The following is a 14,288-nucleotide window of genomic DNA, read 5'->3' on the forward strand; positions in this document are numbered from 1 at the left end:
TGTCAGGGGCGATTTCTGACCAGGCGCGATGCCGACGGCTGACAGATTCCGGCGGAATGTGTCAGGAAAGGCCTAGCGCTCGGCGCCAGAGTCGGTCTCGGCGTCAGTGTCGGCATCAGCCTTAGCGTCAGCATCCGACTCGGCTTCGCGGAGGTAGGCCTCGGCGTCGGCGATGGTGTCGTCGGCAACGCCAGTGTCGGCAGTCTCAGCAGAATCGGCAGCGTCCCCCTCGGAGCCGGCTTCGAGCTGGCGGTCGGCTGCGGAAGCAGAAGCACCCGACCCGGCCTCGAGCTCGCCGCCCATGGAGGCACGGATCTCGGCGAGACGGTTGGAGGCGGCCGCATCGGAAGAGCCGGACTCGATTTCGGCGATGCGATCGTTCATGGAGTCCTTCATCAACTCCTGCTGGCCAAGTGCGTTGGCGTAGCGCCGTTCGATTTTGTCGCGTACGCCGTCGAGGGTGGGCACGTCGTCAGTATTGAACTGGTTCATCGTGTCCATGGTGCGGGCCGTGTGCTCCTGCATCTTGGCCTGGTTGAGCTGGGACTCGAGTTGGGAAACCTGGGCCAGTTGCTCCTGCAGGCGGGCCTCGGACTGCTTCTGCTTCTGCTGGGCTTCGGTCGCAGCCTGGTCGGCGGAGGCGTATGCCTGCTTGGTCTGCTCGAGTTCCTGCTCCACGGAGACCAGTTGGGTGGCGATGACCTCGGCGGTGGAGTTGAACTGCTGGGCCTTTTCGGTGTCGCCAGCGGCGGTGGCCTTGTCGGCAGCCTGGAGGGCGGTGCGGGCCTTGGTCTGTAGGTCGTCTTGGGACTTGATCAGACGGTCAAGCTTCATCTGCAGCTGGTTGCGGTTACCAATGATGTTGGCGGCCTGCTGGGTGATTTCCTGGTGCTGCTTCTTAGCGGCGTCGACGGCTTGTTGGATTTGCACCTTCGGGTCGGCGTTCTCGTCGATCTTGGTGTCGAAGGATTGCATAAGGTACTTCCAGCCCTTGGTAAATGGGTTTGCCATGGTTGGGTCCTTTCGGTGATGTGTGGTGGGGTTTTCATCGATAAGCAAGTGTACGCATGAAAAAAGCGCCCGGCAGGCGGGCGCTTGGGCGATGAGGCCTAGTTTTCCTCGGGGTTTTGCGCTGCGATCTGGCGGCGAACCTCGTCCATGTCGAGGGCCTTGACCTGGCTAATCACATCCTCGAAGGCGGCTGGCGGAAGGGCGCCTGCCTGCTGCCAGATCATGATGCCGTCGCGGAAAGCCATAAGCGTCGGGATTGCCTGGATTTCCAGGGCGGCGGCGAGCTGCTGATTCGCCTCGGTGTCGAGCTTGGCAAAGGTTACGTCGGTGTGGGTCTCGGATGCCTTTTCAAAGGTGGGGGCGAACTGGCGGCAGGGGCCGCACCAGGATGCCCATGCGTCGACAAAGACGATGCCGTCCTTTGTGACGGTTTGCTCAAACGTGTCCTCAGTTACATCAACGGTGCTCAACGTTTCGCTCCTTATTGCGTTAGGTTATTCTCTTGGACGTTGTGCAAAGTACAACGCGATGAGTTTTGTCGTATTCCAACCCGTGTTGGGCCGCTTTAAGGAGGCGCTCACCAGTCATGACCAAGACCTACAAGATTTCTGGTCCTGATGATGAAGTTGCTGTTGCTTCACTTGCAGATGAACTTTCGATGGTGGAGGGCGCGCATGAGGTGGACATCAATATGGAGGATGGGGTCCTGACGGTTGTCGGGTTCTTGTTCACCGATGAGGATGTCCGGTTGGCGGCGGTGAACGCGGGCTACGATTTACATTTGTAACCGTTTGAAACTGCATGAGGAGGCTGTGATGGCTGAGCGTACGTTCCAGGTAGATGGCATGACCTGCGGGCATTGTGAGTTGAGCGTGCAGGAGGAGGTCGGCGAGATCGCTGGCGTCACCGGCGTGAAGGCTGACCACAAGTCCGGCAGTGTTGTTGTGGAGGGCGAGGGCTACTCCGACGCGGATATTGCTGCTGCTGTTGAGGAAGCGGGCTACAAGCTGGCCTAATTGGGGGGATTTCGTCACGGGTATATGGTGGGGCCATGACTCAACCTCCTGTGGCACTGCAACAGATCGAGCTCGGCGTAACAGGGATGACCTGTTCGTCGTGCTCTTCGCGTATTCAGCGCAAGTTGAACAAGCTCGACGGCGTGGATGCGTCGGTAAATTACTCCACAGAGACTGCGAGTGTTTCGTTTGATCCGTCGTCGACGTCGACGCAGTTGCTTATCGACGAAGTCCGCGCCGCCGGCTACGACGCCTTTGAAATGGGTGACGAAAACGGTGGGGAACCTGGTGGGGACGGGGCGTCGTCGACAAGCAATGCTCTCGATGAGGCGCGCGACAATGAAGCGGAGCAGTTGAAACGTACGACGATTTGGTCGGCGCTGGTGTCGCTGCCGGTGATGCTGGTCAGCATGATTCACGGGCTGCAGTTCCCTAATTGGGAGTTTGCGGCGCTGGCTGCGACGACGCTGGTGTTTTTCTCCGCGGGCAGTGTGTTCCACCGTGCGACGTGGGTGAATCTGAAGCACGGCGCGATGACCATGGACACGCTGATCACGCTGGGTACGTCGGCGGCGTATTTGTGGTCGATTTGGGCGCTGTTTGTTGGTGGCCCAGGCGAACCGATTTACCTGGAGACCGCGTGCGTGGTGATCACATTCCTGCTGCTTGGACGCTGGTTTGAGACGCGTGCGAAGGGGCAGTCCTCGGAGGCGCTGCGCGAACTGCTGAGCATGGGGGCGAAGGACGCGGCGGTGATCCGCGGGGACAAAGAGGTCCGTGTGCCGATCTCGCAGGTGGTTGTGGGCGATCGTTTTGTGGTTCGCCCTGGTGAGAAGGTGGCTACGGATGGGCGTGTGATTTCGGGGCATTCAGCTATCGACGAATCCATGCTGACCGGCGAGTCCGTCCCGGTGGAGGTCAGCGAGGGCTCGATGGTCACCGGCGCGACCCTGAACACGTCGGGGCGACTGGTGGTGGAGGCCACCCGCGTTGGGTCGGAGACGACGCTGGCGCAGATGGGGCAGCTGGTCAAGGACGCGCAGGCTGGCAAGGCGCCGGTGGAGCGCCTCGTGGACCGGATCTCTCAGGTGTTTGTGCCGACGGTTGTTGTGATTTCCCTGATCACGCTGGTGGGACACCTGTTGGTTGGCCATGCGGTGGAGGACGCGTTCACGGCTGCGGTGGCGGTGCTGATCATCGCGTGCCCGTGCGCGCTGGGCCTGGCCACGCCGACGGCGATCTTGGTGGGTACCGGCCGTGGCGCCCAGATGGGGTTGTTGATTAAGGGCCCGGAGGTGCTCGAATCGACTCGCCAGGTGGACACGGTGGTGATGGATAAGACCGGCACGGTGACTACCGGCCAGATGGGTGTGGCCGAGGTGCTGCCTGGTCCGGGCTACGAAACCGAGGAGGTGCTGCGCCTGGCTGCCGGTGTGGAGGCTGGCTCCGAGCACCCGATCGCACAGGCGATTGTTGAGGCCGCCGACGATGTCCCCGAAGCGACCGGCTTTGAGAATCTTCCAGGCCAGGGCGCTTCCGCGCGTATCGACGACCGCCTTGTCCGCGTCGGCCGCCCCACCGGCAATCTTGGAGCCCTGGCCGATTCGTTCGCCGAGGCCGAGCAGCGTGGCGCAACCGCCGTCGCCGTGGAGGTCGACGGAGCTGTGGCCGGTGTGATTGCTGTGCGAGACACCGTAAAGGAGGACTCGCGCGATGCCGTCGCACGCCTGCGAGACCTGGGGATGAACCCGCACCTGCTCACAGGCGACAACCAGGGCGCGGCGGAGGCCGTGGCGGCTGAGGTTGGGATCGATCCCGCCAACGTCACCGCTGGCGTGCTACCGGAGGACAAGGTCAACGTGGTCAAGCGCCTGCAGGAGTCGGGGCACCGGGTGGCCATGATCGGCGACGGTGTCAACGACGCCGCCGCCCTCGCCCAAGCAGACCTCGGTATGGCGATGGGGGCTGGCACCGACGTGGCCATTGAGGCGTCGGACATTACGTTGATGCATTCGTCGCTACGTTCCGCCGTGGACGCGATCCGCCTGTCGCGCAAGACGTTGAAGACCATCAAGGGCAACCTGTTCTGGGCGTTCGCCTACAACGTGTTGCTCATCCCGGTGGCTGCGCTGGGGCTGCTCGACCCGATGCTCGCCGGTATTGCGATGGCCTTCTCGTCGGTATTTGTGGTGTCCAACTCGCTGCGCCTGCGCGCGTTCAAGTCGGAATAGAGAAGTGCGACTACCTGCTGAAATAACTTAACTAAAACAAGGTGTTCGACTTATTAAGTGAAACATTACGTTCGACTTGATATCTTTTCAGACGTGAGACAGGACGCCGCTGACAACCGATACGCCATCGTCACCGCAGCTAGACAGTTGCTTGTGGACGAAGGGCCACACGTGTCCATGCGCACTATCGCCGGAGCTGCCAAAGTCGGAGTCGCAACGGTGACGCGCCACTTCCCGGAGCGCACGGACCTGTACGACGCCGTGAGCGAACAAACCTTGAACGACATTGTTCAGATCCTCGACGATCACTCCGTCGAATTCACGGTAGATACGCGAAAGGCTTGGCGCGACACCATCCATGCAATCGGCAACCTAGGGCTTGCGGCTATCGCTCAGGGGTCCGCCGAAAAGCGTGCTGCGGAAGTGCGGGAGATCTACGACGGGCTCCTCGCTCCCGCGAAGCGAGCCAAGCTCTGTCCCGCAGACCTTGATCCGTTGGAGTTGCACTTCTCGCTTGGCATTGTGAGCCGACCGCTGCCTGCCCCAGCGCCTGACGTCATCCGCTGGGATAGCCTGACACACAAAATGATCGACACGCTACTCGACGGCCGGGAAGCTCAAGCACACTCAGCTGAATATTAAGTTCCGAGTTTTCGCAGGCCACGGCCTAAACTCCCCCTGCATGAACACTGATCAACAGCTCACGCGCACTGAGCGCCTCGACCGCCTTCCTGTCACCCCGAAACACAAACGCCTGCTTGTCGGCTCCGGCATTGGCTGGGCGCTGGACGCGATGGACATCGGCTTGGTGTCGTTCATCATCGCAGCACTCGCCGTCCACTGGGATCTAGACAAGACCACGACGAGTTGGATCGCGTCGGTTGGGTTTATCGGTATGGCGATCGGCGCGTCGCTCGGCGGGTTGCTCGCCGACAAGATCGGACGCCGCCAGGTCTTCGCCGCGACGCTGCTGCTGTACGGGTTGGCCACGGGCGCGTCGGCGCTGGCGTGGTCGGTCGCGTCGCTGATCGTGTTCCGCTTCCTGGTGGGTTTGGGCCTCGGCGCGGAACTTCCCGTTGCGTCCACACTGGTCAGCGAGTTTTCTCCACGTAAGGTGCGCGGGCGCATGGTGGTGCTGCTCGAAGCGTTTTGGGCGGTGGGTTGGATTCTGGCGGCGGTGATCGGCACGTTTGTCGTCGCTAATGGCGAGACCGGTTGGCGCTGGGGCTTCGCCATCGGCGCGCTACCCGCCCTGTACGCGATCGTGGTGCGCCTGGGCCTGCCGGAATCGGTGCGCTTCCTGGAATCCAAGGGCCGCCACGACGAGGCTGAGGAGATCGTGCGCTCCTTCGAGGCTGAGGCCGACCCCGCAAACTACGACACCACCGTGCCTGCACAGGAGGAGCCGATCCAAGATGGCATCTGGGGCGCTGCTTTGCGACGACGCACCGCCGCCTTCTGGACCGTCTGGTTCTGCGTGTCTCTCTCCTACTACGGCGCCTTCATCTGGATCCCATCGCTGCTGATGGAGCAGGGTTTCTCGCTCGTGCGGTCATTCACGTTCACCTTGATCATCACGCTTGCGCAGTTGCCGGGCTACGCGGTTGCCGCCTGGCTCATCGAGGTCTGGGGGCGCAGGACGACCCTGTCCGTGTTCCTCGCAGGGTCTGCGGTCTCCGCGTTCGGCTTCGGCATGGCGAGTGCCGAGTGGCAGATCATCCTCGCGGGCTGCCTGCTGTCGTTCTTCAATCTCGGCGCATGGGGCGCGTTGTACGCGATCGGCCCGGAGCTCTACCCCACCGCGATCCGCGCGACCGGCACCGGCGCGGGTGCCGCGTTCGGCCGCATCGGTTCGATCCTCGCCCCGCTCGTGGTCCCGCCGGTTCTGGCGTTCGGCGGCTCGACCGCAGTGTTCGGCGTGTTTGCCGCAGCGTTCCTGCTGGCGTGCGTCGCTGCGTTTACGTTGCCGGAGCAAAAGGGAGTTGCGCTTGCCTAGCGACGACACCTCGTACCATCGCACTCATCCCCCGTTCCCGTGTTAAGGATTGCCATGCGTCGCGTACTCGCCCCCTTGTCTCTGCTGACCGCCTTGTTGCTCGCCGGTTGCGCGGGTGGGACCGGCGAGCCGGAGACCATCGTGGTCACCTCGACCGAAGTCGTCGACGCACCCGCACCTGAATCGGCGCCGGAGGAGGAGCCCGCACCGGCGCCGGAACCTGAGGCTGCACCAGCACCAGAGCAGCCCGCTACCCCGCTAGCCGGAGCGTTCGAACTCGACCCGGCGTACAAAGGTCAGGTCGGCGGCAAGTGCGGCATGACACCCGACGGCGCGAAGATTTCCGTCGGCGACACCACCTCCTGCGATCTCGCGGCAGCGGCCTACCCGCATGCGATTAATGCAACGTGGGCCTGGAGCAACAAGCCGAACGTGACGTCCGTGCCGTTCACGAATATCTCCGGTGTGGTCAGCCCCATCACCGGCGGTGCGTACGACCTGCGCTGCGCTGTCGGATCTTCAGGGCAGACGATGAGCTGCTACGGCCCGGACAACGACCCGTACATGACCTACGAGCTCGAGATGACCACAACGTGGCACCCGCGCATCAACATCGTTGGGGAGTACCCACACAACTAACTAACCGTGGGCCATGTTGACGAAGCGCGAGTAGTGCAGCTGGTGCGCCACCGGGATGGTGTCAATCGGGCCGCCACGGTGCTTGGCCACGATGATGTCGGCTTCGCCGGCGCGCTCGTCGTCACGATCCTGTGAGTCCGGGCGGTACAGCAGGAACACCATGTCGGCGTCCTGCTCCAGCGAGCCCGACTCACGCAGGTCAGCCAACTGCGGGCGCTTGTCGGTACGTGCTTCGGGGCCACGGTTGAGCTGCGAAATCGCAATGACCGGCACCTCGAGCTCCTTGGCCAACAGCTTGAGGTGGCGAGAGAACTCCGAGACCTCCTGCTGGCGGGACTCAACGCGCTTGCCGGAGCTCATCAGCTGCAGGTAGTCCACCACAACCAGATCCAGGCCGTGCTGCTGCTTGAGGCGGCGTGCCTTGGAGCGAATCTCCATCATGGTGAGGTTCGGGGAGTCGTCGATAAATAGCGGCGCATCCTGGATCTCCGTGAGGCGCTTGGTCAGCTTCTCCCAGTCGCGCTCCTCCATCTGGCCGGAACGCATCGCGGAAAGCTTGATCTCCGTCTCGGCGGAGAGCATGCGCATGATGATCTCGGAGGCACTCATTTCCAGCGAGAAGATCACGCTGGTTTTGCCCTGGTGGATCGAGCAGGAGCGCATGAAGTCCAGCGCTAGTGTCGACTTACCCACACCAGGACGTGCAGCGATGATGATCATCTGGCCGGCGTGAAGGCCGTTGGTGAGCTTGTCTAGGTCGATAAACCCAGTCGGCACGCCGGCCTCGAGGGCGCCGCCGGATGCGATCATGGTCAGCTCGTCGATAGTTGGCTTGAGCAATTCCGAGAGCGGACGGTAATCCTCGCCCACGTTGTTGCGGGAAATCGAGAACACCTTCTGCTGCGCATGGTCGACGAGCGCTTCGATCTCCATGCCCTCTTCGCCCTCGTAGCCCAACTGGACCACCTGGGTGCCGGCGTTAACCAGCTGGCGCAGGATCGACTTCTCTTCGACGATCTCCGCGTAGTAGCCGGCGTTCGCCGACGTCGGCACCTCAGAGATCAGCGTGTGCAGATACGGGGCGCCACCGACGCGCTCCAGTTCGTTGAGACGGTCCAAGCGTGCCGCGACAATGAGCACGTCGACGGAGCTTCCCTGGGAGAACAGGTCCAGGATCGCCTGGTAGATAAGCTGGTGCGCCGGGTGGTAGAAGTCATCCGGCCGCAGCCCGTCGGCCACGTCCAGGATCACGTCCGGGTTGAGCAGCATTGCGCCGAGGACGGAACGCTCCGCGCGCTCATCGTGGGGCGGGGTGCGATACTCCTGCTGGACGTCACCACGGTTGTTGCCGTACTTGTTGTAGCGCTTCTGGCCACCCTTGCCGTTGCCGCCGAAGTTATCGCCACCGGCGAAGCGGTTGGAGCCGCCAGTGTTTTGTTCGAAGTCGGCGAAGTCCCCAAAGTCGCCGTAGTCCGCTACCGGCTCCGGTGGTGGTACGTAGTCGTCGAAGCTGTCGTTCGCACCCATGTTTTCCCCTTTCACTGTGGCTATGACACTACCCTCTCCTCCGACATTTTCTAGACCCACTAAACGAGTTATCCACAGGGGCTGTGAAATCTTTCGACATTGTGCGGGTAGTTATCCACAAGTCATCCACCCAGCTTGTGGAGAACTTGTGTACAGCGACGCCAAAACCGCAGGAACTTATCCCAAACGCGCAGGTCAAACGCTATTCATCCAAACCCCACGCTCCGGGTGTAGCCGGGGGATAACTTCTCACCACGGGGTTTGACAAAGCGCATTTCAACAGTTTCGGACCCCTTTTTCGACCCTGCAGCCACGTGCCCAGGCACTTTGGATCCACACTTATCCACATCAATCACACGCCATGACAACTGTTCCGCAGTTACAGTGCATACATGGAAACACGAGGCATTCTTTGGATCTACGCCATCGCAATGGTGGTGTTCCCTGCGGCGTGGATAAGCCTGTTGCGCCTGATCGGCGGCGGCTGGGAGTTTCGGACTGCCACGGCGCTCTTCGGCACCTTCGAGGCCGCGACCACATTGCTCGCGCTGGGTGGTGCCACGTGGTTCACCGCCGCGGCGCGCGGTCGCAAGAAAATAGGCGCACTGGTCACGGTGTGGCTCGCAACCGCCTGCCTCGTCGTCGGCTGGGGCTCGATGGCCGTTGCGCATTGGGAGGAGTACCAGGCCGACATGGCGTTGCCGATCATCAACTTGTTCATGCTCCTCATCCCAGTCGGCACGGTGCTTGTCTTCGCCGCCGCCATCGCCGAGTCCGCATCACGCGCGCGAAGCAAACGCCAGCGGTAGCACCTCCACCCCGTACCGTTCCGCAAGGTCGGCTGCCGCAACCGTGACCGACCAACCGGAATCCACCTCCCCGGTCAGCAGCAGCACGGGGCCTGTCTCCACCTCGAGGCCCGTGTAGTCGTAGTACCGGTCAAGCCCGTTGACGCGAAACGCCGAGTTTCGTGCTTCTACCTCGCGCGATGGCGTATCGACGACCCCACCAAACCGCATCTGCCCCACCCTTGCCAGCGCTTCTGCGGTGGTGGCGATCATCTCGTTTCGTGCCGGATCAGCATCGCCCAAAGCGACGACAGTGGTGGGGCGTTCCTCCCAGGCCCAGTCCGCGAGCACGGCGACGAACCGGCCCAGCCAGGCATCCTCACGCCAGTTGCTCAGCGGCCGGTAGGTGTTCGCCCGCAGCAGCTCTGCCAGGGCGGGACCGCGGGCGACGTCGTTGAGACGCCCCAACGCTTTGCCTTGCAGCACGCCCTTGATCTTGCCGCGGCGCGCGGAGCCGGTCGGCCACATTTTGCGCTGGGTGAGTTGGATGCCGGGGGCACGCAGTTGTTCGCCCATACGCTGCGCCAACGCAGCATCCACGTCTACAGGCAGGTGGTTGCCGGTGCAGTTGTCGCAGCGCCCGCAACGCTCATCCGCGCCAAGGGTCGGGTCGTCGAGTTCGCGACGCAGAAACGCCATGCGGCACCCGTCCGTGGCTTCGTAAGCCAGCATCAGGTCTTGTTCGCGCTTACGCGCTTCGGCGAGCCCGCCGTAACGCTCGTGGTCATACTCCCAGGCAGCACCGGTGGAAACCCAGCCGCCCTTCACGCGACGCACGGCACCGTCGACGTCGAGGACTTTCAACGCCTGATCAATGCGGGTACGGGAGAGGTCCACGAAGTTCTCCAGCCGAGGTGTGGAGAACGGTTCCTCGCTCAGCGCACCCAGCAGTTGATGCACCACGTGTTCCTCCGGCATGGACACGGACGCAAAGTAGTCCCACACGCGTTCGTCCTCAGGGCCGGGCAGCAGCACAACCTCGGCGTGGTCGGTGGCACGCCCGGCGCGGCCGATCTGCTGGTAGTAACTCACTGGCGACGACGGCGCCCCCAAGTGCACAACGAAGCCCAGGTCCGGTTTGTCGAAGCCCATGCCCAGCGCGGACGTAGCCACGAGCGCTTTGAGTTCGTTGTCGATCAGGGCGCGCTCGAGGCGTTCGCGCTCCTCCGCTTCGGTGCGTCCGGTGTACGCGGCGACGTTCCAGCCAGCGTTTTCGAGTGCCTCGGCGAGGTCGTGCGCAGCGGCGACGGTCAGGCAATAGATGATGCCGGAGCCGTTGACATAGGCGAGGTACTGCGCGATCCACGCCGCGCGCTGGGTTGGGTCCGGCAACTGCACCACGTTCAGCGCGAGCGACTCGCGGTCCAGCCCGCCACGCAGCACACCGGTGTTCTCGCCGAGTTGAGCCACAACGTCAGCCACCACACGGTCGTTCGCGGTCGCTGTCGTGGCGAGGACCGGGGTGGCCTCCGGGAGGTCGCTAATTAGCACCGCAATACGGCGATAATCGGGGCGGAAGTCGTGGCCCCAGTCCGAAATACAGTGCGCCTCGTCCACCACCAACATCCCCGCAGAACGCGCCAGTTGTGGAAGCACCTGCTCTCTAAAATCCGGCGCGTTGAGGCGCTCTGGGCTGATTAGCAGCAGGTCATAGTCGTTCAGGTGCGCTTGGATCTCGTCCCACTCCGTCATATTCGCGGAGTTGATCGTCGCCGCACGAATCCCCGCGCGCGCCGCCGACTCCACCTGGTTACGCATCAACGCCAACAGCGGCGACACAATAATCGACGGCCCGGCCCCCTCCTCACGCAGCAACTTTGCCGCAATGAAGTACACCGCCGACTTACCCCAACCGGTGCGCTGCACGACAAGCATGCGCTTGCGCTGATTCACCAACGCGTCGATGGCGGTCCACTGGTCGTCGCGAAGCATGGCTTCGGGGCCCGCAATGCCTTTGAGAAGTTCGTCTGCTTGTGTGCGCGTCGCTGTCATGGCGCAACCCTATAACACCGCCACGACACGGCCCTGGCCTGCAGCTACTCCCCTTCTGCCCAGTCGGCCATGAGTTACAGAGAGTTGATCACCCTGTACATCTGGTACCAAATCGGTACTATTCGCATATGGCTCTCAACTTACGACTCACTGCAGAAGACGACCGCATGCTGTCCGACCTTGCCGAGGAAAGCGGAACTTCAAAGCAACAAACTCTCTTACGGCTCATTCATCAAGAGTGGGATCGAGAAGCCGCCCGGCGATTCGCTCATGGCGAACTCGACCGCATCTTTTCCGATCGCGCAGAACTCATGGATCGACTTAAAGACGCATGACCGACCCACGTTCAGTCTTCCGTGTTGAAATACTCGCCGAATGGCTATCGCGTCAGGGATTCCATGTAAAAGACATGGGACTTCTTGCCTCCGCAATCGAACGGCCTTGGCTGCGATTTGATGGTCGTGACCTCTATCCAGATGTATGGAAGAAGGCAGCAGCCCTTTTGCACAGTATCGAGTCAAGCCATCCGCTACAGGACGGAAATAAACGTGTGGGAGTTCTCTTGACCTTACTTTTTCTCAGGTCGCACGGTATCTCCGATGCAGCTATTAGCGATGACGCCTTATTCGATCTTGTCTGTGATGTAGCAGCTACAAACATGAATATCGCTGAGATCGCCTCACGCCTACAAAACATGTCGGGGTACTAACCAAACTCCCCTTCTGCCCAGTCCGCCATGAACTCGGCGATGCCGTGCGGGTCCGCAAGGAAGTCGCGCGTCGCACGAAACGCCAGCGTGTCCTCCGCCGCGAGGTTGCGCTCCACGCCGTCGTCGCTGATCTCGACGATCTCCGCGCCCGGGATCGCCGCCACGATAGGCGAATGCGTGACGACGACTACCTGCGCCCCCACTTCACCCAACGCATGCAACTGCGCCAGTAGGGCCATTTGGGCGACGGGGGAAAGGCCGGACTCGGGCTCGTCGAGAAGATAGAGCGCGTTGGGGATCAGCCTTGATGTCAGTTCGAGGATCGATTCGCCGTGGGAGCGCCCGCCGAATTCGGTGATGCGCGTGTGGGTTTCACCGCGCAGGAAGTAGCCGGCCTTCGCCCGCGGGCCGGTGGTCAGGGTGAGCACGCCGTAAAGCGGGTCGTGGGCGCCGGCCTTTTCTACACCCCACGTGCCGCCTTCCAACGTGAACCCCCAGGCCCGCGCCATGCCTTCCAACAGCGTGGACTTGCCCACCCCGTTGCCGCCGGTAATCACCGTGATTGGCCGCCTAAAGGCAAACCCGAACTCGGCGACGTGCGCGATGGCCGGGGTCTCCACAGCCCATGGCGGTGCGGCTTGGGCGTCGACGTCGACGCGTTGGATGAACATCATGGTCCCACCAGGTAGCGGGCGGTGCCGGTTGGGTCGTTGATGAATTCGCGGGTGGCGGTGACGGGCTCGCAGTCGTCGAAAAGCACAGGCTCGAGGTCGGGAACATGCAGGATGCGGGCGTCTGGGATGGCAAGGAGCACAGGCGAATGCGTTGCGACGACCACCTGTGCCCCACGCCGCGCGAGCACCGTCAGCAGGCCGAGGAGTTCGAGTTGGGAGAAGGTGGAGAGGCCGTCTTCGGGCTCGTCGAGAAGAATTAGCGAGTCCGGGCCGAAGCGGGTGCGCGCCAGGTCCATGATGCCCTGGCCGTGGCTGCGTCTGGTGAGGCCTACAAGCGGGTCGGCGGGCCCCAGGCTCTCGTGGTATTCCGCAAGGTCAAGGTATGTTTCGCCGCGCAGGAAGTAGACGTCGCGGGGGTTTTCGCGGCGCGTCAGCGTGAGCGAGCGGTGCAGGGCCGAATGGTCTGCGGCGGTAAAGCGCGCGTGGCGCGAACCGCCAGCAGCGTTGGCGCCCATGGCCACGGCGATCGCCTCGACGAGCGTGGATTTTCCGGAACCGTTATCGCCGGTCAACAGCGTGACCTGGCCTAACTCGAGCGGCGTTTGCTGGAGGGAGTGCACCACCGACAGATCACGCGCGTAGCCCTGGACAGGAGCATCAATGCGCACACGGGTAAGAAACATGGGGCTACCGCCAGTTCTCAATCTTCAAGCCGCCAACCCGTGAAAACTCTTTCTCGTTGGCGGTGACTAGGACTAAGTCTTGTCGGATCGCTTGGGCCGCAATCCATAGATCGTTAGCCCCAATCGGTAGCCCTCTATCTAGAAGATCTGCCCGAAGCCGTCCGTAAATCGATGCACATTCCTCATCGACTCCCAATATGCGTCTACCGTGTAGCAGTACCCTGTACGTCCGGTGCAGGATCTCTGGATTTACCGACCGCTGAATACCCGCTTCAATCTCACCGAGAACAACAGTAGAGAGCCATAGCTTTGAGCTCGCACATTCAGTTACTCGTTGGACAACCCGGGGTTGAGTTCCCCGTTCAATGTCGATCCAGACATTCGTGTCAAGAAGATATCCCATCGAATCGTTCATCCTCCGTGATCAGGGGAATGATCGAGGTTCGGCACTTCGTCGAGTGGGAGGTCTTCAATTTCCTCAATTAGTCCCTGCTCGAGGTTGTGTTCCTTCTGGAATTCACGAAGCCTGGCGACGACAAGTCCGAAATCCTCTTCCTCCGGCCTCAGAAGAAGCCCTTCCGGCACGGCTTCAATGGACACAGCCCCAGATGCAATGCGTAGTGCTGCAGGGATTCGCACTGCCTGGCTGTTCCCAGATTTAAAAACAGTCGTACGGATCGGACCGCTCACATTCGGTTCCTCTCGAATAGGTTCTGCCATGACACCCTCCACAGATCGATGTATATCCGCAACGATATACAGATTCGCGGTGTCCAGCAAGACCCTCTTTTACCGCAGACCTGCTGGCAGTGGCGTTGCAGCATCCGCCGCGACGAGGGTCCCGTAGGCCGCGCCGGAGATAATCCCGACGATGTTGGTGCTGCCGTCCGGATTCACGGTGTACAGCGGGGAGCCCGAATCGCCCTGCAGCGACAGGATCATCACCGCGATCTCTCCGGTGC

Annotated in this window: 17 protein-coding genes; 9 read left to right on the top strand and 8 right to left on the bottom strand. The window is 62.0% G+C overall.

What is annotated here, in order from left to right; all coding sequences use genetic code 11:
• Positions 1-72: 72 nt before the first annotated feature.
• On the bottom strand, positions 73-1,011 hold the full coding sequence (locus tag HMPREF2656_RS10450; RefSeq protein WP_070816695.1) for a PspA/IM30 family protein: 939 nt from the start codon (positions 1,009-1,011) through the stop codon (positions 73-75).
• A 98-nt stretch (positions 1,012-1,109) separates the two neighbouring features.
• A complete protein-coding gene (trxA, locus tag HMPREF2656_RS10455; RefSeq protein WP_070422038.1) occupies positions 1,110-1,481 on the bottom strand; it encodes a thioredoxin in 372 nt (123 codons plus the stop codon).
• A 116-nt stretch (positions 1,482-1,597) separates the two neighbouring features.
• Here trxA and HMPREF2656_RS10460 point away from each other — a divergent pair, with 116 nt between their 5' ends.
• The 6 genes from HMPREF2656_RS10460 (at position 1,598) to HMPREF2656_RS10485 (ending at position 6,893) form a co-directional block, all read left to right on the top strand.
• Entirely contained in the window at positions 1,598-1,798 is a 201-nt protein-coding gene (locus tag HMPREF2656_RS10460) for a hypothetical protein (protein ID WP_070422039.1), read from the top strand.
• 28 nt (positions 1,799-1,826) lie between these two features.
• Entirely contained in the window at positions 1,827-2,027 is a 201-nt protein-coding gene (locus HMPREF2656_RS10465) for a heavy-metal-associated domain-containing protein (RefSeq protein WP_070816696.1), read from the top strand.
• Positions 2,028-2,062: 35 nt separating this feature from the next.
• Entirely contained in the window at positions 2,063-4,258 is a 2,196-nt protein-coding gene (locus HMPREF2656_RS10470; RefSeq protein ID WP_070816698.1) for a heavy metal translocating P-type ATPase, read from the top strand.
• Positions 4,259-4,351: 93 nt separating this feature from the next.
• Entirely contained in the window at positions 4,352-4,900 is a 549-nt protein-coding gene (locus HMPREF2656_RS10475) for a TetR/AcrR family transcriptional regulator (RefSeq protein WP_168167564.1), read from the top strand.
• Between the two features lie 40 nt (positions 4,901-4,940).
• Positions 4,941-6,254 (top strand): MFS transporter, encoded by a 1,314-nt coding sequence (locus tag HMPREF2656_RS10480; protein ID WP_070816699.1) that lies wholly within the window; start codon positions 4,941-4,943, stop codon positions 6,252-6,254.
• 54 nt (positions 6,255-6,308) lie between these two features.
• The gene (locus tag HMPREF2656_RS10485; RefSeq protein WP_070816701.1) at positions 6,309-6,893 is read left to right on the top strand and encodes a hypothetical protein; all 585 of its coding nucleotides are present in this window, start codon (positions 6,309-6,311) and stop codon (positions 6,891-6,893) included.
• Here the strand turns inward: HMPREF2656_RS10485 and dnaB are convergent, their stop codons facing one another.
• Complete coding sequence (gene dnaB / locus HMPREF2656_RS10490) at positions 6,894-8,420, bottom strand: replicative DNA helicase (RefSeq protein WP_070450684.1); 1,527 nt, start codon at positions 8,418-8,420, stop codon at positions 6,894-6,896.
• Positions 8,421-8,812: 392 nt separating this feature from the next.
• On the opposite strand from dnaB, the gene HMPREF2656_RS10495 reads away from it, so the two are divergent.
• Entirely contained in the window at positions 8,813-9,229 is a 417-nt protein-coding gene (locus tag HMPREF2656_RS10495) for a hypothetical protein (RefSeq protein ID WP_070422048.1), read from the top strand.
• Here the strand turns inward: HMPREF2656_RS10495 and HMPREF2656_RS10500 are convergent.
• Positions 9,200-11,260 (bottom strand): RecQ family ATP-dependent DNA helicase, encoded by a 2,061-nt coding sequence (locus tag HMPREF2656_RS10500; RefSeq protein ID WP_070816703.1) that lies wholly within the window; start codon positions 11,258-11,260, stop codon positions 9,200-9,202. The genes HMPREF2656_RS10495 and HMPREF2656_RS10500 overlap by 30 nt on opposite strands.
• Before the next feature lie 128 nt (positions 11,261-11,388).
• On the opposite strand from HMPREF2656_RS10500, the gene HMPREF2656_RS12895 reads away from it, so the two are divergent.
• Both HMPREF2656_RS12895 and HMPREF2656_RS10505 read left to right on the top strand, forming a co-directional pair.
• Entirely contained in the window at positions 11,389-11,595 is a 207-nt protein-coding gene (locus HMPREF2656_RS12895; protein ID WP_141750387.1) for a CopG family transcriptional regulator, read from the top strand.
• Entirely contained in the window at positions 11,592-11,969 is a 378-nt protein-coding gene (locus HMPREF2656_RS10505; RefSeq protein WP_083319522.1) for a type II toxin-antitoxin system death-on-curing family toxin, read from the top strand. The genes HMPREF2656_RS12895 and HMPREF2656_RS10505 overlap by 4 nt, the downstream gene beginning before the upstream one ends.
• On the opposite strand, the gene HMPREF2656_RS10510 is transcribed toward HMPREF2656_RS10505, so the two are convergent.
• The 4 genes from HMPREF2656_RS10510 to HMPREF2656_RS10525 are packed head-to-tail and all read right to left on the bottom strand — an operon-like array spanning position 11,966 to position 14,046.
• Complete coding sequence (locus HMPREF2656_RS10510) at positions 11,966-12,643, bottom strand: AAA family ATPase (protein WP_083319523.1); 678 nt, start codon at positions 12,641-12,643, stop codon at positions 11,966-11,968. The two genes, HMPREF2656_RS10505 and HMPREF2656_RS10510, sit on opposite strands and share 4 nt — an antisense overlap.
• Positions 12,640-13,326, bottom strand: a complete 687-nt coding sequence (locus HMPREF2656_RS10515) for an AAA family ATPase (RefSeq protein WP_070816706.1) — start codon at positions 13,324-13,326, stop codon at positions 12,640-12,642. Before HMPREF2656_RS10515 ends, HMPREF2656_RS10510 begins: the two co-directional genes overlap by 4 nt.
• 4 nt (positions 13,327-13,330) lie before the next feature.
• Positions 13,331-13,741, bottom strand: coding sequence for a type II toxin-antitoxin system VapC family toxin (locus tag HMPREF2656_RS13650; protein WP_083284750.1), 411 nt, complete (start codon positions 13,739-13,741; stop codon positions 13,331-13,333).
• On the bottom strand, positions 13,738-14,046 hold the full coding sequence (locus tag HMPREF2656_RS10525) for an antitoxin (protein ID WP_141739352.1): 309 nt from the start codon (positions 14,044-14,046) through the stop codon (positions 13,738-13,740). Before HMPREF2656_RS10525 ends, HMPREF2656_RS13650 begins: the two co-directional genes overlap by 4 nt.
• Positions 14,047-14,288: the final 242 nt, after the last annotated feature.

The sequence above is a fragment of the Corynebacterium sp. HMSC034B08 genome (assembly GCF_001835805.1).
GTDB lineage: Bacteria > Actinomycetota > Actinomycetes > Mycobacteriales > Mycobacteriaceae > Corynebacterium > Corynebacterium coyleae.